The organism is Brenneria sp. L4-2C (genome assembly GCF_040240335.1).
Taxonomy (GTDB): domain Bacteria; phylum Pseudomonadota; class Gammaproteobacteria; order Enterobacterales; family Enterobacteriaceae; genus Brenneria.
This window is the reverse complement of the sequence record NZ_JBEIAC010000020.1, coordinates 68,747-88,062: the sequence shown is the minus strand read 5'-3', so window position 1 is coordinate 88,062 and position 19,316 is coordinate 68,747. Positions and strand designations below refer to the sequence as shown.

Annotated in this window: 16 protein-coding genes; 10 read left to right on the top strand and 6 right to left on the bottom strand. The window is 58.5% G+C overall.

Going from position 1 to position 19,316, the window contains the following annotated elements:
* The 9 genes from ABRZ26_RS21025 to ABRZ26_RS20985 form a co-directional block, all read left to right on the top strand.
* Positions 1-1,952, top strand: a 1,952-nt coding sequence (locus ABRZ26_RS21025; RefSeq protein ID WP_319606055.1) for a DUF2345 domain-containing protein, incomplete at its 5' end; no start/stop codon positions are given.
* A 317-nt stretch (positions 1,953-2,269) separates the two neighbouring features.
* Positions 2,270-3,175: a MurR/RpiR family transcriptional regulator gene (locus ABRZ26_RS21020; RefSeq protein ID WP_319606054.1), complete on the top strand. Its 906-nt coding sequence runs from the start codon at positions 2,270-2,272 to the stop codon at positions 3,173-3,175.
* A gap of 18 nt (positions 3,176-3,193) precedes the next feature.
* Positions 3,194-4,156, top strand: coding sequence for an N-carbamoyl-D-amino-acid hydrolase (locus ABRZ26_RS21015; protein WP_319606053.1), 963 nt, complete (start codon positions 3,194-3,196; stop codon positions 4,154-4,156).
* A gap of 113 nt (positions 4,157-4,269) precedes the next feature.
* The gene (locus ABRZ26_RS21010) at positions 4,270-5,049 is read left to right on the top strand and encodes an ABC transporter substrate-binding protein (RefSeq protein ID WP_319606052.1); all 780 of its coding nucleotides are present in this window, start codon (positions 4,270-4,272) and stop codon (positions 5,047-5,049) included.
* A 16-nt stretch (positions 5,050-5,065) separates the two neighbouring features.
* Positions 5,066-5,728 carry an amino acid ABC transporter permease gene (locus ABRZ26_RS21005; protein WP_319606051.1) on the top strand — a complete coding sequence of 221 codons (663 nt, stop codon included), beginning with the start codon at positions 5,066-5,068 and terminating at the stop codon, positions 5,726-5,728.
* 8 nt (positions 5,729-5,736) lie between these two features.
* A complete protein-coding gene (locus tag ABRZ26_RS21000) occupies positions 5,737-6,468 on the top strand; it encodes an amino acid ABC transporter ATP-binding protein (RefSeq protein ID WP_319606064.1) in 732 nt (243 codons plus the stop codon).
* A gap of 104 nt (positions 6,469-6,572) precedes the next feature.
* A complete protein-coding gene (gene dpaL / locus ABRZ26_RS20995) occupies positions 6,573-7,787 on the top strand; it encodes a diaminopropionate ammonia-lyase (RefSeq protein ID WP_319606050.1) in 1,215 nt (404 codons plus the stop codon).
* 141 nt (positions 7,788-7,928) lie between these two features.
* On the top strand, positions 7,929-9,113 hold the full coding sequence (locus ABRZ26_RS20990; RefSeq protein ID WP_319606049.1) for a YgeY family selenium metabolism-linked hydrolase: 1,185 nt from the start codon (positions 7,929-7,931) through the stop codon (positions 9,111-9,113).
* 358 nt (positions 9,114-9,471) lie between these two features.
* The gene (locus ABRZ26_RS20985) at positions 9,472-10,449 is read left to right on the top strand and encodes a chemotaxis protein (protein ID WP_319606048.1); all 978 of its coding nucleotides are present in this window, start codon (positions 9,472-9,474) and stop codon (positions 10,447-10,449) included.
* 66 nt (positions 10,450-10,515) lie between these two features.
* On the opposite strand, the gene ABRZ26_RS20980 is transcribed toward ABRZ26_RS20985, so the two are convergent.
* Positions 10,516-11,805, bottom strand: coding sequence for a histidine-type phosphatase (locus tag ABRZ26_RS20980; RefSeq protein ID WP_319606047.1), 1,290 nt, complete (start codon positions 11,803-11,805; stop codon positions 10,516-10,518).
* Positions 11,806-12,554: 749 nt separating this feature from the next.
* On the opposite strand from ABRZ26_RS20980, the gene ABRZ26_RS20975 reads away from it, so the two are divergent.
* Positions 12,555-14,177 (top strand): dipeptide ABC transporter ATP-binding protein, encoded by a 1,623-nt coding sequence (locus tag ABRZ26_RS20975; protein ID WP_319606046.1) that lies wholly within the window; start codon positions 12,555-12,557, stop codon positions 14,175-14,177.
* On the opposite strand, the gene ABRZ26_RS20970 is transcribed toward ABRZ26_RS20975, so the two are convergent.
* From ABRZ26_RS20970 to ABRZ26_RS20950, 5 genes are read right to left on the bottom strand one after another with little or no spacing between them, the layout of a single operon-like run.
* Positions 14,165-14,992 (bottom strand): sulfurtransferase, encoded by an 828-nt coding sequence (locus tag ABRZ26_RS20970; RefSeq protein ID WP_319606045.1) that lies wholly within the window; start codon positions 14,990-14,992, stop codon positions 14,165-14,167. The two genes, ABRZ26_RS20975 and ABRZ26_RS20970, sit on opposite strands and share 13 nt — an antisense overlap.
* Entirely contained in the window at positions 14,982-15,989 is a 1,008-nt protein-coding gene (locus ABRZ26_RS20965) for an ornithine cyclodeaminase (protein ID WP_319606044.1), read from the bottom strand. The genes ABRZ26_RS20970 and ABRZ26_RS20965 overlap by 11 nt, the downstream gene beginning before the upstream one ends.
* Position 15,990: 1 nt before the next feature.
* Positions 15,991-16,989, bottom strand: a complete 999-nt coding sequence (locus tag ABRZ26_RS20960; protein WP_319606043.1) for a 1-aminocyclopropane-1-carboxylate deaminase/D-cysteine desulfhydrase — start codon at positions 16,987-16,989, stop codon at positions 15,991-15,993.
* 42 nt (positions 16,990-17,031) lie between these two features.
* Complete coding sequence (locus tag ABRZ26_RS20955) at positions 17,032-18,405, bottom strand: M20/M25/M40 family metallo-hydrolase (RefSeq protein ID WP_319606042.1); 1,374 nt, start codon at positions 18,403-18,405, stop codon at positions 17,032-17,034.
* Positions 18,402-19,316, bottom strand: a complete 915-nt coding sequence (locus tag ABRZ26_RS20950) for an ABC transporter permease (RefSeq protein WP_319606041.1) — start codon at positions 19,314-19,316, stop codon at positions 18,402-18,404. Before ABRZ26_RS20950 ends, ABRZ26_RS20955 begins: the two co-directional genes overlap by 4 nt.

Genomic DNA, 19,316 nt, shown 5'->3' with positions numbered 1-19,316 from the left:
TCGAGATGGACGCGCGGCTGAAGCGGGAGGTGGTGGTGTTCGCCGACGACCAGCAGTTCTACCAGTTTGACGTGCGATTGCCGCTGCGCAGCCCGTCGGGGATGAACGACAACGGGGTGGAGTCGGTATGGGGGCTGAACTCGACGCACCAGGTGGTCAGCCAGTCGGTGCGGGTGAAGGATTACAACTACCGGCAGGCGGGGGAGGGCTTGCAGACCGAGGCGGACGTGACCGGCGGCGGGGAGGGCGCTTACGGTCAGGTGTACCGTTACGGCGACCACTACCTGACGCTGGACGGGGAAAGCGGCGAGGATTCGTCAGGCGAGACGGCGGAAGGGGGCAATTTCTACGCGCGGCTGCGGCATGAACGGCTGCTGAACCAGCAACACCAGCTGCGCGGGGAGAGCAATGCCTTGACGCTGACGCCGGGGCAGATGCTGGAAATCGACGGCGCGGCGCCGGACAGCTTTGCCAGCGGGGTGCTCATCACCACGGTCAGCGCCGGGGCGCGGCGGGACAGCAGCTATACGCTGACATTTACCGGCATACCGTACAGCGAGACGGTGGGTTTTCGTCCCACGCCGGAACCCCGGCCGACGATAGCGGGAACGCTGCCGGCGCGGGTGACGAGCATCACGCAGGGCGACGCTTACGCGCATCTGGACAAGCAGGGGCGTTACCGGGTGAAGTTCGACTTCGACCTGGACAACTGGAAGACGGGTTATGAAAGCCTGTGGGTGCGGCTGGCGAAGCCGTACAGCGGGGACACCTACGGCATGCACCTGCCGCTGATAGCGGGAACGGAGGTGGCGATAGCGTTCGGGGAGGGCAACCCGGACCGGCCGTACATTGCGTATGCGCTGCACGATTCCAGGCACCCGGACCACGTAACGCAGGCGAACAACAAGCGCAACGTCATCCGCACGCCGGCGAACAACAAGCTGCGGATGGAGGACGAGCGGGGCAAAGAGCATATCAAGCTGTCGACCGAGTACGGCGGCAAGTCGCAGCTGAACCTGGGGCATCTGGTGGACGGCAGCCGTCAGCGGCGGGGCGAAGGGTTTGAGCTGCGCACCGACCAGTGGGGCGCGATACGGGCGGGGAAAGGGCTGTTCATTAGCGCGGAGAAACGGGAACGCGCCAGCTCCGCTCAGTTGGATATGAAGGAAGCAATAGCGCAACTGGAGCAGGCGTTGCATCAGGCTGAATCGTTGCGTGCGGCGGCGGAAACGGCGCAAGCGGAACTGGCGGATGTGGAGCGGCAAAAGGCGCTGTTGACGGAAACGCTGGACGCGCTGAAACAGCAGGCGATAGTGCTATCGGCCCCGGAAGGGATAGCACAGGTGACGCCTAAAAATCTACAGATCTCGGCAGGTGAAAACGTGACGGTTACCAGCGGCGGTAGTACCGATATGAGCGTACTGAAAAAGTTCACCGTGGCGGCGGGCGAACGGATAAGCCTGTATGCGCAGAAAGCGGGCATGAAGTTATTTGCCGCCAGAGGCAAAGTGGAGTTGCAGGCGCAGGGCGATGAAATGGCGTTAGATGCCTTGAAAGATGTGCAGATAAGAAGCAGTGAAGGCCGAATCATCATCAGCGCGAAAAAAGAAATCATCCTGAGCAGCGGCGGCGGCTACCTGCGGATCGGGAATGGCGAAGTGGAAAGCGGCGCGCCGGACAAAATCATTCAGCGGGCGGCGGTGTGGCAGAAGTTCAGCGGGCAAAGCGCCAGCCAGATGTTTAATCAGTACCAGCAGGGGGATTATGAACTTCAGCCGCAAATGGCGTGGGTCGGTTCAGGTGAACCAGTAGCGGGTCAGCAGGTGGCGCTGCACGGCGAATCGGGAAACAGTACGCTGACCACCGCCGCCAGCGGGGAAACGGATAAGCAAAACCTGCTTTACGTGGATAGCGTGAAAGCTATTTTGAAAAATAAGGAAAAGGATGTCTGAGTCATCGCGAATGATAAAGATATCCCCGATTTTTGATCATTCCCCCCTGATGTTGACACGGCGCTGAAACATGCGGGGGCGTTTGACGCTGGCGCCAGAGGTGAGCATCGACGCCCCATTGTGGTGCGATGAATGCGTTTTTATGGGGCAGTGCGGCGTTAAACCGCATCTCTTTTAGCGACGTTAAAAATAAAATATTTATTTATTAGTATCTTATATATTTATTTTTCTATATGGCCCGTTAATTGCTTTTATTGGTTCATCTGTTTCATGATTTGTTTTTTCAAGAAACAATGGTGCCAAAGAGGCTAACGACCATGTCCAGCTATTCAGATAACCATTCGGCGGAAGCCATCGGCGAGCTACAGGATCTGATCCGTCAGATCCATCCGATGCTTTCTCCGGCCGAGAAAAAATTCGTTACGGTTCTGCTGCGCTATCAGCACAACCTCGCCAGCTATAGCGCAACCGAGTTGGCCAAGCAGGCCGGCGTGTCAAAATCGACGGCGGCGCGCTGTTTTCGTCATCTCGGCTTTACCGATTTTAATCATTTTCGCCGCACATTCAGGCCCGCGATGGTCACCGGTAAATCACCGCTGACCCATCTTGAGAATACGGCGCCGGGCGCGGCGGATACTTATGAGCGTCTGGCGGCGCACGTTGAAACGGACAAGAAAAATATTGATAACGCGCTGGATAGCGTGTTCGCCGATAATCTGACCCAAGCGGTGGAACTGCTGGGGGGCGCCCGCCGTATCTGGATCACCGGATTCAGAAACAGTTATATCTCCGCCTATTATGCGTTGTCGATTTTTTCCAATATCTGCCCTGATGTTCGCCTGGTCAACGACAGCGCCGGTCGTTTTGTCGATAACCTGGCCGATCTGCACGCGGACGATGTCATGCTGGTGGTGGATTTCCCCAGACGCGTCAACATGCTGGATAAAATTGTCAACGTCGCCAAAAGCAGAAACATCAAAATGATCTGTTTATGCGATAGATTGATTTCTTCACTGAATGCGCAGGTGGACGTGGTGTTGGCCTGTCATACCGCCAGCCGAACGATTTTCGATTCTTATACGGTCGGCATCAGTATGATTAATTTTCTGGCCGGCGAACTGGCATTACAACATCCGCAAAAAGCAAAGGAAAGAATGCAGGAAATCGAAAGAATACATCAAATGACCGGTGATCTATTTATTAATAATGATGAACAGGTTTGAAATACAGGAGAGTAAATTATGCCCCGTTATGTCAATGTGGCTATGGGTCAATTAGGTCCGGTTAATAGAACAGATAGCAGAGAAGATGTCGTCGCGCGTCTGATGGCAATGATGCGCGAAGCGAAAAGTTTGGGCGCGGATATTATTGTTTATCCTGAACTGGCGTTAACCACGTTTTTCCCCCGTTGGTATATTGAAGATCAGAATATTATTGATGAATGGTTTGAAACCGCCATGCCGAATTCGGCGACGCAGCCGCTGTTTGATTTGGCAAAGTCGATGAAAATAGGATTTTATCTTGGCTATGCGGAATTAGCATACGAAGACGGGCAGGTTAAACATTACAACACCGCTATTCTGGTGGATAAAACGGGCGAGATTATTGGTAAATACCACAAGGTGCATTTACCGGGGCATCGGGAAAATGAACCCTGGCGGGCATTCCAGCATCTGGAGAAGCGCTATTTTGCGCCGGGAAATCGTTTCGACGTTTATCCCGCCTTCGGCGGCATTTTCGGCATGGCGATCTGTAACGATCGACGCTGGGCGGAAACCTATCGTGTGATGGGGTTACAGGGCGTGGAGATGGTGCTGATTGGCTACAACACGCCGGTACATAACGCGCCCGCGCCGGAACATGATGATTTATCGCTGTTTCATAATCAGCTCTCGCTACAGGCGGGCGCCTACCAGAATGGCACCTGGGTTGTCGGAGTGGCTAAAGCCGGTTGCGAAGAGGGAATCGAGCAGATCGGCGGGAGCTGCATTATCGCGCCATCGGGAGAAGTGGTTGCTGCCTGTATTACCAAAGGCGATGAAGTGGCGATTGCGCATTGCGATTTGGATTTTTGCCAAAAATATAAAAAGACCACCTTCAATTTTGATATTCACCGGCAGCCCGCTGCTTATGGTCCTATTACGCAATATAAAGGAGAAACGTTGGATGCCGACGGTCAACGCCGTCATTTCATTGCTAAATGATAATCAATTAAACCCATTACCTATTGGGACTATCTAATCATTTTTTTAAATAAATAGTTGATGAATTTCTCAACACCAGGGGCTTTATTGTTTTTTTACTGATGAGGTAAATCATGAATATTTTTGTTAAAAAATGTCTTTGCGCCATGACTATCCTGTTTGGCGTTGGTATGAGTATGGCGGCCCAGGCCGATGATTCCACTATCGATAAAATAAAGGCGCGCGGAGAATTGATTGTTGCGACCGGTAATTATCGCCCGTTCGAATATTATGACGATAATAATCAGATGGTAGGTTATGACATTGATATCGCCAAAAAGATCGCGGAGAAATTAGGGGTCAAACTGAAAATTAAAGATATGCAATTTACCTCGCTGATCCCGTCGGTACAGAGCGGTCACGCGGATATTGTGATTGCCGCTATGTATATCAACGATGAACGTAAAAAGGTGGTCGACTTTTCCGAACCTTATTTAAAAACCGGCATGGTGCTGGTGGTGAAGAAAACCAATAACGCCATTACCCGTCCGGAAGATTTGAAAGGGTTGACCGTCGGCGCCAAAGCGGGCGCAACCAGCGAGCAGGTGGCCCGCAAACTGAGCGAGACCACGCCGTTCACTATCAAAGCCTATCAGGATACCAGCGCGCAGACGCTGGACTTAACCTCCGGGCGCATTGATGCCGGTATTAACGACCTGCTCAATCAAATGGAGCTGAACAAGGTTTTTGATAACGTCAAAGTGGTCGGCCAGCCCTTTACCGAAGCCTCTCTGGGGATTGCCATCAAAAAGGGCGATAGCCGGTTGGTTACGCTGGTGAATACCGTCATCAATGAAATGCGGGCAAGCGGCGAACTGGACGCGCTGTACAACAAATGGATCATCGGCAAGTAATCATAAGGCGATTTAGATGATGAGCATCGATCTTAACTATGGTGTGGTTCTGAGTAAGTTGCCACTGCTGTTGGATGGTTGCGTGGTGACGCTACAGGTATCTGCTTGCGCGCTCCTGTTGGGAATGGCATCAGGGATTATCGGTGCGCTTTGCCGGTTATCACGTAATCCGTTATTACGCTGGCCCGCATTTCTCTATGTCTGGGTAGTGCGTGGGACGCCGTTCCTGGTGCAGTTATTTATTCTGTATTTTGGTCTGGCGGCCATCGGCCTGCCTATGGGCAGTATGGAGGCCGGCATTCTCGGATTGGGGATTAACGCCGGCGCTTACATCACGGAAATTATCCGCGGCGGCATACAGTCGGTGGATAAGGGACAGGCGGAAGCGGCGGCGTCATTGGGCATGAACGGGGGACAGTCGATGTTCCATATCATTGCCCCGCAGGCCATTAAGTTCTGCGTTCCCGCGCTGGTGAACCAGTTCATTATGACGTTGAAAAATTCGTCCATTGTTTCGCTGGTCACGATCGCCGAGCTGTTTCATGTCGCCGATCGGATTAACTCGGCAACCTTCCGATCTTTTGAGGTCTACACCACGGTTGCCGCCCTTTATCTCATCATGAATACGTTTTTCATGCTGATAGCAGCCTGGCTGGAAAAAAGGATGGCGAGATCATGAGCGGTTATATCCTTGAAATGCACAACGTCGGTAAAAGTTTCGGCGATGTCGAGGTGTTAAAAAACTTTCATCTGCTGGTCAAGCCCGGTGAGAAAGTGGTGATTATCGGCCCGAGCGGCTCCGGCAAGAGTACGGTGTTACGCTGCATCAACCATCTGGAGACCATTCAGAGCGGGAATATCATTTTTGATAACAACGAAGTGCATGATAAAGCCGACCTCCGTTATCTGCGGATGCATGTGGGCATGGTGTTTCAGCGTTTTAATCTGTTTCCGCATAAAACGGTGCTGGAAAACGTGATGGCCGCACCGATGATCGTCAAAAAAATGCCGCGCGATCAGGCCAGGACTCAGGCGGTTCAACTGCTGGAGCGGGTCGGATTGAAACAGAAAATCGAAAGCTATCCGCGCGAGCTGTCCGGCGGGCAGCAACAGCGCGCCGCGATAGCCCGATCGCTGGCGATGAATCCCAGAATTATGCTGTTCGACGAGCCGACTTCCGCACTCGACCCGGAATTGGTTGATGAAGTGCTGTCGGTGATGAAAGGGCTGGCCGATGAGGGAATGACCATGCTGGTCGTCACCCATGAAATGGCCTTTGCCCGTGAAGTGGGGGATCGGGTGCTGTTTATGGATCATGGCGTTGTCGTGGAACAGGGCCATCCGGAACAGCTCTTCACCGCGCCGCAGCAGGAGCGCACCAAAAATTTCCTGCGTCGGGTTTATCGGCACGCCGACTGATCAGACGTCCTCTGGCCCGGCGCGCCTTGCCGGCGGTTTTTTTCATCCGCCGCGTCGCCTGCCGGCTGGTGTTCACCCTTTTGATTACGGATTTATACCGCGTTATGACCAATTCTATTCAGTATTTCATTAATGATACGGACTTTTCCCGCCATCCCGCCGCCAGCACCGCCGACTTCCGGCGCGAGGCGCTGGAAGAGGCGCGCCAGTTTCATCGCACCATTCCCGGTTATCAGGAAACGCCGCTGGTGGAACTGACGCAGTTAGCGGATCGCCTTGGGCTGGGGGCGATCTTCGTCAAGGATGAATCGCAGCGCTTCGGCCTGAATGCTTTCAAGGTGCTGGGCGCGTCCTTCGCCATGGCGAAATATGTCGCCGGCGCGCTGGGGCAACCCTTAAGCACGCTGCCATTTCCGGCGATGGTGAGCGAGGAAGTGAAGCGGCGTATTCCTCCCGTCACCTTCGCCACCACCACGGACGGCAACCACGGGCGCGGCGTGGCATGGATGGCGCGCCAGCTCGGACAAAAAGCGGTGATTTACATGCCGCGGGGTTCGTCTGCGCAACGACTGGCGGCCATCCGGCGTGAAGGGGCGCAGGCGTCTATCGTCGATATGAATTATGACGAAGCGGTAAGAATGACGGCGCAACGCGCGGCCGAAGGCGGCTGGGTGGTGTTGCAGGATACCGCCTGGGAAGGTTATGAGGATGTGCCGCGCTGGATTATGCAGGGCTACGGCACGCTGCTGCTGGAAGCCTGCGATCGGCTGGCGCAGCAACGGCCGACCCACGTTTTTGTTCAGGCGGGCGTCGGCGCGTTTGCCGGCATGGTGCAGGGCGTTTTTCGCGCCCTCTGGGGCGAGCAGGCGCCGCGCGTGATCGTGGTGGAATCCGATCAGGCGGATTGTCTGCGCCGTTCGGCCGAAGGACAATCCGGCAGCGCCGTGGTCGTGGATGGCATGCTGCAAACCATCATGGCGGGACTGGCCTGCGGCGAGGCCAATCAACTGGGGTGGGGTCTGCTGCGTGATTACTCCCACAGCTTCCTGTCTTGTCCCGACTACGTCGCTGCGCACGGGATGCGTATGCTGGGACATCCGCTGCCCGGCGATCGTCAGGTTATTTCCGGCGAATCCGGCGCGGTCACCGCCGGGGCGCTGGCGCTGATTATGCGCTCGCCCAGGTTGGCCGAACTGCGCGAGCGGTTAGGACTGAACGACAGCGCCAGAGTTCTGCTCATCAGTACCGAGGGCGATACCGATCCGGAACATTATCTCGATGTGGTCTGGGGCGGCAAAGAGCCCAGTTTTGCGGGATAAAAAATAAAAGCGGCGCAATAAACGCTCGCCAGACCCGCCGTGGCAAAAACAAATCAAATCAGACCGTTGACCAACTTATCGCCGCTCACCGGTCTTTGTCAGCAAACGCATTAAATAGATAGATTTCGGGGAATACCAGACATGTTAACTGAGAAACGTCATCAGCAAGTGATTGAATACTGCCAGTCCCTGGTGCGGCAAAAGAGCTATTCCGGTCATGAAGCGCCGGTGGTGGATGAGATTCGCCGCATCATGGAGCACTTCCGGTTTGATGAGATTCACATCGATGATTTCGGCAATATCGTCGGCGGTATTATCGGCAAGCAGCCGGGGAAGACGCTGCTGCTTGACGGCCATATCGATACGGTGCCGGTGGATGAAAGCCAGTGGCGGCAGGCGCCGTGGGGCGCGGAGATCCGTGACGGGAAAATGTATGGCCGCGGCACGTCCGACATGAAAGGGGCGGTCGCCGCCATGATCGCCGCCGTGGGATTTTTCGCCGAGGATCATCAGCGGAATTTTCGCGGCGCGATTTATGTCGCCTGCGTGGTGCATGAAGAGTGTTTCGAAGGCGTCGCGGCGCGGGCGATCAGCGCGCGTTACCAACCTGACATGGTGATTATCGGCGAGGCGTCGGCGTTGAATGTCAACGTCGGGCAGCGGGGGCGGGCGGAGATTGTCTTCGAAACTTTCGGCAAACCGGCGCACTCGGCCAATCCCGAGAAAGGAATCAATGCGGTGTATCACATGAGCAGACTGATTAACCGCTTACAAGCGCTGACCGCGCCGCAACATCCGCAATTAGGGAAAGGAATTCTGGAGATCACCGATATCAAGTCCTCGCCTTATCCCGGCGCGTCGGTGGTTCCCGATTATTGCCGGGCGACGGCCGACCGTCGTTTACTGGTGGGGGAAACGGAAGAGAGCGTACTGGCGCCGCTACGCGCATTGCTGGCAAAACTCAGCGCCGAAGATCCGCAGTTCCGCGCCCGTGTTTCATACGCAGAGGGACAGGAGACCTGTTACACCGGCAATATCATCGAGGGGAAACGTTTCTTTCCCGGCTGGATCACGGACCGACGGCACCCGCTGGTCGATGCGGCGCTGACCGTGCTGACGCAACTGGGACGTTCGCCGCAGGTGTCGACCTATTCGTTTTGCACCAACGGCAGCCACTACGCCGGAGAGGCGGAGATTGCGACGATCGGATTCGGTCCGTCGCGCGAAAATCTGGCCCATGTGATTGACGAGTATATTGAGGTCGAACAACTTACGCGCGCGGCGGACGGCTATTACGCGATTATCCGCCAGCTTTATACCCAATAGATGTCGAGTTGAGGGACAAAACGCATGGCGTTTTGCACAGCGCTTGCGCTGGCCCCGAAGGGGCGAGGCCCATGGACGGGCCGAGTAACGCAGCCAGCGCACCGGCAACTTGAAAGATGACGGCTATATGCTAATTAAGCGTCTCTACACAACATTTCACTAAACTTTAAATCCGACAGGTCGAAAATAGATAAATTGGACCGCTATTTTCTCTTTCTGCAAATGGAGCGTCGGCAAGAGCGATCTGAAGCGCGCAGTCAAGCGCGTACCGTGTGAAAAGGAGATGTTGGGCCTTCTTTGCTCGCATCATGAATGTCGTTTGGTTAGGCCCATCATTATTATTCGTATTGAGGCAAGCATGGATAATTTTCAAAAAGAAATCGATGAAAGGACAAATCTCACCTCGGCCAACAAGTTTGAATTGTTATTGTTCCGATTGGGAAACACCGAGCATGAAGGAAAATCCGAGTTGTTCGGCATTAATGTGTTCAAGCTGCGCGAAATCGTGCCGATGCCGTCGTTAACCAAGGCGGCGGGCATGAAACCCCCGATGCTCGGCATGGTGAACATCCGCGGACAAATCATTCCGGTTATCGATCTTCCGGCCGTTGCGGGCTGCGTACCCGCCACCGGCCTTAATATTCTGCTGGTGACGGAATACGCGCGCAGCACCCAGGCATTTGCCGTCGAATCCGTTGACGATATCGTTCGTCTTGACTGGGGGCAGGTATTGACGGCCGAAGCGGGCGTCAGCAGTCGTCATGTCACCAGCATCGCCCGTCTCGACAGCGATAAAGAGAGCAATCGCCTGGCCCTGGTGCTGGATGTCGAGCAGATTTTGCATGACATCATCCCCGTGGATCGCGATGTTCATATCGATAATATGGAAACGAAGAAATTTCCCATTAAACCGGGGGCGGTCGCCATCGTCGCCGAGGATTCCAAAGTCGCGCGTTCGCTGCTTGAGCAGGGGCTGAAAATGATGTCGATTCCGTCGGTGATGCATGTGACCGGGCTGGAAGCCTGGAAAAAGATCAAGGCGATGGCGCAAGAAGCCCAGCAGGAAGGCCGGCCGATTTCGGACAAAATCGCCTTTGTGCTCACCGACCTGGAAATGCCTGAGATGGATGGTTTTACCCTGACGCGGAATATCAAGCACGACGATTTTCTGAAAAATATTCCCGTGATTATCCACTCTTCGCTGTCCGGCAGCGCGAATGAAGATCACGTCCGCAAGGTGGGCGCGGATGGCTATGTGGCGAAATTCGAAATTAACGAACTGGCGGCGATGATCCAGACGGTGCTTGATAAGGCGACGTCAGCCGCCGCTCGCTGATGTTAGCGCGCTAAGATTTTCGCGAACATCAGAACAGGCGACCGATAGAGGGTCGCCTGTTTGCGGTTAATGAAAAATGGCCTGCGGCGCACGGATCCCCGTCGCCATCGAGTTTTCCATCACCTGTACCATATGCCCAAGCGGACACAGCGTCCCTATCGCGGTTTTTCGGCAGGCATCGTCGGCATAATCCGCGCTGAGTAATGGGTGCGCGGCGTCGAAGCGGCTGAGGTTGCGCCATTGATCCAGCGACATGGCGGTGAATGACAGCCGAACCAGCGCCTCGCCGCTGCGGGTATCGCGATAGCGTTCAAAAACCAGACTGCCGCCGGGCGGAATATCATTTTGCGGATATTCCCCCAGCGTCCACTTGAAGTTCAGCATGGTTTGAATCTGCGCGATATTGGTGTCATGACCGATCAGCAGCGTCAGCAGGGCGGCGGGTTGCGCCGTTGCCGCTGGCGCCAATGGCGTTCCCTGCGTTAATGCCGCCGCAAGCTGCGTCATCAGCAACGTGCCGCCGTGGCGAGCCAGTTCCGGGGTATCGCTGACCATATCGTATTTAGCGGCATGTAGCGCCATCAGCGCCGCCACCTGTCGGGCGTTGACGGCATGACCGAAAGCCACCTGGCTTAACGGCAACCCTTCGCTGTATTGCAGGCGGATGGTTTCGCCGATGTTGGCGCCTGCGGATAGCGGGCCTTTTAGCGAGAAGCGGTCTTCTTTTTCAACCAGTCGCCAGGGTTCATCCAGGAATGCGCAGGCGGCGTCGGCGCAAACGGCCTGACGCAGGCGTTCAACGTCGGGCTGATAGCGTTTGGCGACGGCCTCTTCGCTGCCGCCCATGCGTTCGAGTATCTGCTGTCTGACCAGCGCGCCGTTCGGTTTGGATAATGCCATGTCGGCGCTTTGAAACAACGGATCCTGTTTTTCAACCGTGCTGCCGGCGGACAGGCCGCAGCCGGGAAACATGCCGTCAAGCAGGGCCTGCGCCGTCGCCCGGGTGCGTTGCAACGGGCTGGCCCAGGCAAACACCTGGCCGGGTGAGGGACAGCCGGCACCGAGCGGCAGCCCCGCATCGCGCCAGAGCGTAATTTGATAGCCGGCCTGATTGACGATGCCGGCGTAACCATGCCCGGAAAGGTGGCCGTCCTGAACATTCCACTGGGGCCATTGCTTCCCGGTGGCCTGATTCAGCTTTTGGCTGTTGGTCTGCGCGCGAACGCCGTGGCGGCTCAGCATAACCACTTTCTCCAGCCTATATTGATCGTCGGCGTCGGCAAGCGCGGGGGCGGCGGGAAGCCACCAGAGGGCGCAAAACGCCGTAAGCGCCGCCTTTAGCGTTGATTTCTTCATATAAATTTTCCTGAGGCGATAAAAATAACACCGATTGTAAGCCTGTTGACGCCGGGATCCTGAGGAATCTCCAGAAAATAATTAAGTATCGTCTTAGATAGCAGGATTTTGTCTTTTAAAGGTTTTTCTTCGCGTAAAAAATTGCGCTGAGGTGGGTGTGACCGCCGGGTGAGCGGCATGGACGCCGCGAAAGCCAGTGCCGCGCCGGGAGCGCGTCAATGGCGGCCCGATCCGCGGTCACGAACGCCGAAGGCATCGCGTAGCGACGCGATTTCGCGAAAAGCCCGGGGTCATGGGGCGGCGGCGACTGAACCGCCCCGTGTCGGGCGCGTGCTGCGACGGTGGCAGAAATCGACTGAGGTTAGTGCGCACGAAACTCTCACTGTGCTTATAGATATTCCATACTCTGATTTCTGGCGATTCCTCAGTCCGGGAGCGATTTTAAACGTCGCTTACGACGGCCTAACGGGTGACGGGCAGGGAAGCCCGTCATAAAAAATCGCCAGGAGCGATTTTAAACGTCGCCTGCGACGGCCCAACGGGTGACGGGCAGGGAAGCCGTCATAAAAAATCGCCGGGAGCGATTTTAAACGTCGCTTGCGACGGCCCAACGGGTGACGGGCAGGGAAGCCCGTCATAAAAAATATCCATCTGAGTCATAACCAAACGGCCTAACCGGCGCCTTGCCGCGCAAGAATATAGGATATATTCTCGGGGTATAATCTAACCAACCGTTTTGGGGCAGAAAGATGGCGCTCTCGGATTCTTTACTCGACGTCGATAACCTTAGCATCGGCACGGAAAGCGGCTCGTCGCTGGCGACAGACCTGTGTTTTTCCGTCGCCCGGCGTGAAATCGTGGCGCTGGTCGGCGAGTCGGGATCCGGCAAGACGCTGACCTCGCTTGCGTTAATGGGATTGTTGCCGTCGGGCGTGCATCAGACCGGCGGGGAAATCCGGTTTGAGGGGCAGACGATCGCCAGACCCGGCTCGCCGTTTGCCTCTCATCTGCGCGGCCAGCGCATGGCGACCATCTTTCAGGAGCCGATGACCAGCATGAACCCGGTGCTGAAAGTCGGCGAACAGATTGCCGAAGTGCTGGTGCGCCATCAAAAGCTCAGTTGGAAACAGGCGCAGAGCGAGGCGGTGGCGCTGCTGGATCGCGTCGGCATCGTTAATCCGGCGCTGCGCGCCCGGCAGTACATCCACCAGCTTTCCGGCGGCATGCGGCAGCGGGTGATGATCGCCAGCGCCATTAGCTGCAAGCCGTCGTTGCTGATTGCCGACGAACCGACCACCGCGCTGGATGCCACCATCCAAACGCAAATTCTGGCGTTATTACAGACCTTACAGCGTGAAATGGCGATGGGGATCCTGCTGATTACCCACGATCTCAGCGTGGTGGCCCGTTATGCCGACCGCGCCTGCGTGATGTATCGCGGCCGCATCGTCGAGCAGGGCGAGGTGCCGACCTTGCTCACGCAGCCGCAGAATGACTACACGCGCAAACTGATCGCGGCCTCGCAGCCGCAACCCAGAGCGACGCGAGCGCCTGACGGGCAGGCCGCGCCGCTGGTCAGCATCGAATGCCTGACGAAAAGCTACCCTCAAAAAAATCGCCTGCCGTTTTTCCCGGCGCAGCGCCATACCGTGTTGTTCCCCACCTCAATGAATATCGGCAGAGCGGAAATCGTCGGCCTGATCGGTGAATCAGGATCGGGAAAAACTACGCTGGGCCGGGCGGCAATCGGCCTGATTCCGGTGGATAGCGGGAAAATCACCTTTGATGGCGATGAAGTCAGTTCACAAGGCAGACAGCGTTTGTTAAGGCGTCGGGCGCAGATTATCTTTCAGGATCCGTACGCCAGCCTGAACCCGAAAATGACCATCGGCGAACAGATCGCCGAGCCGGTGCGCGTGTATAAATTGCGTCCGGCCGATCAGATCCAGGCGCGCGTCGACGCTTTGCTGGCGCTGGTGGGGCTGGAACCCCATCACGCCCGCCGTTTGCCCGCCGCCTTTTCCGGCGGTCAGCGTCAGCGGATTGCGATTGCGCGCGCGCTGGCGCTTGAACCGGATTTGCTGGTGGCGGACGAAGCCGTTTCGGCGCTGGATTTATCGGTGCGCGGCCAGATATTGGCGTTGCTCGATCGTCTGCGTGAACAGTTGGGGCTGAGCGTGCTGTTTATCAGCCACGATCTGAGCGCCGTGCGCCAGCTGTGCGACAGGGTGGTGGTGTTGTATCGCGGCAAGATCGTGGAAAGCGGCGTCACCGAACAGATTCTGAATGCGCCGCGGCATGCGTATACGCGTCAACTGCTGGACGCGGCGCCGGATATCGGTCGGGCTTTGCGCCTGCGTCAGGCGTCCTGAGTTCCTTGTTTGATGGGCAGTTCGTCATGTTCCGCCCACTCATGCCAGGAACCGACATACACCGCCAGATGCCGGTAGCCGGCCAGGCGCAGCGCGACCAGTACGGTGGCGGCCCGGGCGCCGCGATGGCAATAAATGGCGATCCGCTGGTCGGGATGCAATCCCGCCGCGGCGGCGCGTTGGGCGATATCCTCCGGCGAACGAAACTCGCCGTCGTTAACCACATCTTCCCAAAACAGTAATTTTGCGCCGGGAATGCGCCCGGCGCGATGGCAGCAGTCATGGACGAAACTGCCGTCGAACTCGCTGGGACGCCGGGCGTCAAGGATTACGTCGCGGCGGCCATCGGCGTCAAGCACCTGCCGGCGGCTGGCCGTCAGGTCGCGCGCAAAGCGGGTCGCCACGCCGCGCTGCGGCTGATGCGCCACCGCGCTGTCGCTCCCCGACCCCGGAGAAAGCCGACCGCCCGCCGCCAGCCAGGCCTCCACGCCGCCGTCGAGCACCACCGCATCGCCGCGGCCGATCAGCCAGGCAAACCACGCGCCGCGCGGCGAGCGCATGCCGGTTTGCTGTTCGAAAAAAACCGGCGTCACGTCGCTGGCCACGCCCAGCCGTCGCCAGCCCGCCGTGACGTCGTCGGCCATCGCGTTGATGCCGTCGTCGGTGCAGTCGTCGATAAAATAGTCATATACGTTGAAATGACCGGCTGCCGGCAACGAACCGGCCAGCCAATCGGCGCGATCGCGGGTATCCAACAGCGCGAATCGTTCGCCGGCGCGCAGGCGACGCAGCAAATCCTCGGCTTTAATCAACATCGGTATTCCTCTGCAACAAAGGGAGTAGGGCGCCGTCGGCGCGGCGTTCGGCTTCCTGCAATACGCGGGCGGCCAGGGCGATATCAAATACGTTGAGGCCGAACGAAGAGAAATAGACGCTATCGTTCGTCTCGCTGCGCCAGCCGTCGATCAGCAGTTGGCCGAGGTCGGCGGCTACCCGGCGGGGTTCGAATTCGCCGGCGCGGTACATCTGGAACAGGCTTTTCGCGCTGGTGCGGCAGAATTCGCCCCACTGGTCGACCACCACTTTGCCGGCCTGACGGATGCCGCTGAACTGCATTTCATGGTAGCCGGTTTGCAACACGATGCCGCCCTGACGCAGCGCATCCGGCCCGAGAATCGGCGCGGCCGCGCTGGTGCAGGCGAGCAGCGCGTCATAGTCCGTCTGTAGTGCCTGGCTGAGCGTGTCGGGAAATTCCACCGGCCACGGCAAGGCGGGCAGGGAAGAGAAAAGACGTTGCGGCGTCTCCGGCGTTCGGTTCCACCACACCAGCTTTTCCAGCGTCGGGAACAGCGCCCGCAGCATCTCAATGTGCGCCTGCGCCTGTACGCCGGCGCCGAGCAGCAGCACGCGCCGTATCGCGCGCGGCGCCGCATGGCGTAAGGCGACGGCCGACACGGCGGCGGTGCGGGCGGCGGTCAGCGCCGCGCTCTCCACGATGCCGAGCGGCAGGCCGTCGGACAGACGGTTAATCAGCGTCGTCGCCATCGCCTGCGGCAACGCATCCGTTCTTTGCGGACGATGCACCGTCCATTTTACGCCCGCGGCATTAAATCGTCCGCCCACGCCGGCCGGCAGCGCATAGGCTTTGCCGCGCGGCGTCGCCAGATCGACATGGGATTCCGGCGTCATCTGCGCCTCTCCGCGCCGCATCAGCTTCACCACCTCGACCACGTCGTCATAGGCTTGGCGCGGGTCGGCACCGCCCAGCCGGACGACGGCCTGACGATCCAGATAACGCAAGGCCGGCGGCATGCTAGCGCTCCAGCAACGTCTGGGCGAAGGGGTAGAGCGCGGGCGAGCCGCCGCAGTGAACGAATATCACGCTGGCGCCGGCCGGGATTTTTCCCTGCGCGGTCAAATCGATCAGACCGTGCATCGCCTTGCCGGTGTAAACGGGATCCAGCAGCACGCCTTCATCCTGCGCGACGCGGTAAATGGCGTCGATGCCGCCGGCCGAAGGCACGCCGTAGGCCGCGCCGACGTAGTCGTCCTCTATCCAGATATCCTCCGGCGTCCAGCGCTGCGGCCAGGCCAGCAAATCGGCGCACTCCTGCGCCATGGCGGAGATGCGCGTCTGGAACCACGGCGCTTTGGCGCTGACGCTGATGCCGATGATTTTGGTCTGCGGCCAGTAGCGACGCGCGCCGACATAGAGTCCGGCCAGCGTGCCGCCGGAGCCGGTCGGCGCGACGATAAACTGCGGCGGCGGCTGGTCGCCGGCCTTCAGCTGCGCATCCATCTCCTCGATCGCCCGCACATAGCCCAGCGCGCCCAGCGGCGTCGCCCCGCCCAGAGGGATAATCAGCGCTTTTTCGCCTCGCGCCGCCGCCGCATCGGCATGGGCCTGCATCGCGCCGTCGATTTGCGTGAAGTAGGCATCGGGATCGAGAAACTGGAGTTGCGCGCCGAACAGCTTATCCAGCAGCAGATTCCCCTGATAGGTTTGCGGCGCGTCGCCGCGCAGCACCAGCACCGGCTTCATGGCGAATTTCCGCGCCGCCGCCGCCACCATGCGCGCATGGTTGGACTGATGTCCGCCGGTGGTAATGACTACATCGACGTTCTGGCGACGGGCGTCGGCCATCAGGTATTCCAGTTTGCGCACTTTGTTGCCGCCGCCGCCGAAACCGGTGTAATCATCGCGCTTGATGCTCAAGTTGATCCCCAGCGCGTCGCCGAACCGGTTGAGCGCTTCTAACGGCGTTGGGAAAAAACCTAGTGCGACACGTTCAAAATCATCAACATTTTTCATTATTTAATCCTGAAATCCGAGACAACGATTGTCCTGCGTTGGCTACGTAAGCGAACGGTCGGCCGACGCGGTAAAACGGGTCAGCCAATCGTTCAGGGACTCAACAAAACGCCGCAAACCGTGCAGCGTGATGAATTCATTAACGCCATGCGCATTACCGCCGTGGCCGAGGCCGCCGATTAAAAAAGCGGGCGCGATCGGCGCAAAAGCATAGGCGGGGGCGCAGCCGGGCGCCCACGGCCAGACTTGCGGCTGCGCGCCAAACCGCCGGTAGCTGGCGAGCAGTTGGCTAACGCCCGGCGCGTCGAGGGTGAAGCGGTATCCGGGATAGCTGTCGTCCAGCGTCAGTTCGGCGCCGGCCAGCGCGGGGTCGGCCAGGCGGCGAGACGCGTCGTCGATTAACCGCGCGCCGTCGATGCCGGGAGGCGTGCGCCAGGCCAGCTCCGCCTCGGCGAACGGCGGGATGACGCCGCGCGCCCCCGTCGGAGAGGTTTTGATTTCGGATAGATTGAGCACCGCGCTGCCGAGAAAGGTTTGCAGGCAGCTCAGGGTATCGCCGCTCAGCGTCAGACGCCGGCTGCGGCGAAAGCGCAGTTCGTCCGCGATACTGAAGTCGGCGGCCAGTTCGGCGAGCAGACTATTGGCTTCGTCGTCAGGGGTGACGGTCGCGACAACGCCGTTGCGCTCCGCCGGCGCGATGGCCTGCAACGCCTGCACCAGCCGCCAGGCCGGATTGGCGATCCAACTGGCGTTACTGGCGTGGATAGCCGTCTGCGGGCCGCCCCAGTCGCCGCCTTTAACCGTCAGGCGTCCGCCGCTCAGACCGGTAAACCCCAGATAGACGCGCGGCTGGCCGCCGCCATATTCGCACAGGGAAGGGAACAGCACCGCGAGAGCGGGCGCGATCGGGCAGGGCGTCTGCGCCAGATAGCGACGCAGTTGACCGCTGCCTGTCTCTTCTTCGCCTTCGAGAATAATTTCCAGATTGACCGCCAGCTTACCGCTGTCGCGCAGCGCTTTAATCACCGTGAGCATGCCGGCCAGCGGCCCTTTATTATTTTCCGCCCCGCGGGAAATGTAGACGTCGCCCAGTTCCGGCCAGCGGCGAATGCCGCCGACAAAGGGCGAAACGTCCCAGCCCGCTTCATCGGCGGGCATCACATCGTACATGTTGTACAGCACCAGCGTTTTATCGGCGCCGCTGTCGATACGCACGTGTACCAGCGGCGGCGCGCTCTGGCCGCGCTGTTGCGCGACCGGCAATACCGGCTGCGCGCCGACTTCGCTAACCAGCCACGCTTCCAGCCACTGCGCCAGCGCGCGTTGCTGTTCGATTTGACCGGCAACGCTGCGAAAAGGCGTAATCTGGTCGAGTAACGCCAGCGTCGCCGGTAACAGGGCATCCCGCGTTTTCACAGCCGTATCCTCGGATTGAGCAACACATAGAGCAGGTCGATGATCAGGTTTACCGCCACAAACACCAGTGCCGCCAGCAATACGATGGCCTGCACCAGCGGGAAGTCGCGATTCTGGATCGCCTGCACCGCCAAACGACCGATGCCCGGCCAGGCGAAAATGATTTCCGTCACCAGCGCGCCGCCCAATAGCGAGGCGAAGTACATGCCCTGAACGGTGACCACCGGGATCAGCGCGTTACGCAAGCCGTGGCGCACCAGAATGCGCCAGGCGCTCAGCCCTTTGGCGCGGGCCGTGCGGATGTAATCCTGCTGCATGACGTCGATCAGGCTGGCGCGCACCAGACGGGCGATGGCGCTCATGTAGTACGCGCCAAGGCTGACGGCGGGCATAACCAGGTGGCTCGCCGTGCCGTAACCGCCGGACGGCAGCCAGCGCAAATCCAGACTGAACAACAGGATCAGCAACAGACCTAGCCAGAATACCGGCACCGCCTGGCCGGAGAAGGCCAGCAGACGCGATAACAGATCCCAGATGCTGTTTGGCCGCAGCGCGCTGATGATGCCGAGCGTCAAGCCGAGCAGCGTGCTCCAGGCCAGCGCGGTGACGGCGAGTAATAAGGTGGCGGGAACGCGATCGCCGATCAGCCGGGTGACCGGCTGGCTGTAGCGCAGCGAATCGCCGAAATCCCCTTGCAGCACGCCGGACAGGTAATGGCCGTATTGCCACAGCAGCGGGCGATCGAACCCCATGCTATGGCGGAAATGATCGATCTCCTGCTGCGTGGAGCCGGGCGGCATCATCACCGCCGCCGGGTCGCCGGTCAGATGGAGACTGTAAAAAATCAGAATCGATACGCCGAACATCACCAGAATCGATTGCCCGATGCGGGACAGCACATATCTCGCCAT

Bases quoted from the DNA above. Each gene is read 5' to 3' on its own strand.
- ABRZ26_RS21010 (WP_319606052.1), top strand. From the start codon at position 4,270: ATGAATATTTTTGTTAAAAAATGTCTTTGCGCCATGACTATCCTGTTT.
- ABRZ26_RS20980 (WP_319606047.1), bottom strand. From the start codon at position 11,805: ATGAAGAAATCAACGCTAAAGGCGGCGCTTACGGCGTTTTGCGCCCTC.
- ABRZ26_RS20950 (WP_319606041.1), bottom strand. From the start codon at position 19,316: ATGGCGAGATATGTGCTGTCCCGCATCGGGCAATCGATTCTGGTGATG.
- ABRZ26_RS20965 (WP_319606044.1), bottom strand. From the start codon at position 15,989: ATGCCGCCGGCCTTGCGTTATCTGGATCGTCAGGCCGTCGTCCGGCTG.
- dpaL (WP_319606050.1), top strand. From the start codon at position 6,573: ATGACCAATTCTATTCAGTATTTCATTAATGATACGGACTTTTCCCGC.
- ABRZ26_RS20990 (WP_319606049.1), top strand. From the start codon at position 7,929: ATGTTAACTGAGAAACGTCATCAGCAAGTGATTGAATACTGCCAGTCC.
- ABRZ26_RS21020 (WP_319606054.1), top strand. From the start codon at position 2,270: ATGTCCAGCTATTCAGATAACCATTCGGCGGAAGCCATCGGCGAGCTA.
- ABRZ26_RS20970 (WP_319606045.1), bottom strand. From the start codon at position 14,992: ATGTTGATTAAAGCCGAGGATTTGCTGCGTCGCCTGCGCGCCGGCGAA.
- ABRZ26_RS20960 (WP_319606043.1), bottom strand. From the start codon at position 16,989: ATGAAAAATGTTGATGATTTTGAACGTGTCGCACTAGGTTTTTTCCCA.
- ABRZ26_RS21005 (WP_319606051.1), top strand. From the start codon at position 5,066: ATGATGAGCATCGATCTTAACTATGGTGTGGTTCTGAGTAAGTTGCCA.
- ABRZ26_RS20985 (WP_319606048.1), top strand. From the start codon at position 9,472: ATGGATAATTTTCAAAAAGAAATCGATGAAAGGACAAATCTCACCTCG.
- ABRZ26_RS20975 (WP_319606046.1), top strand. From the start codon at position 12,555: ATGGCGCTCTCGGATTCTTTACTCGACGTCGATAACCTTAGCATCGGC.
- ABRZ26_RS21015 (WP_319606053.1), top strand. From the start codon at position 3,194: ATGCCCCGTTATGTCAATGTGGCTATGGGTCAATTAGGTCCGGTTAAT.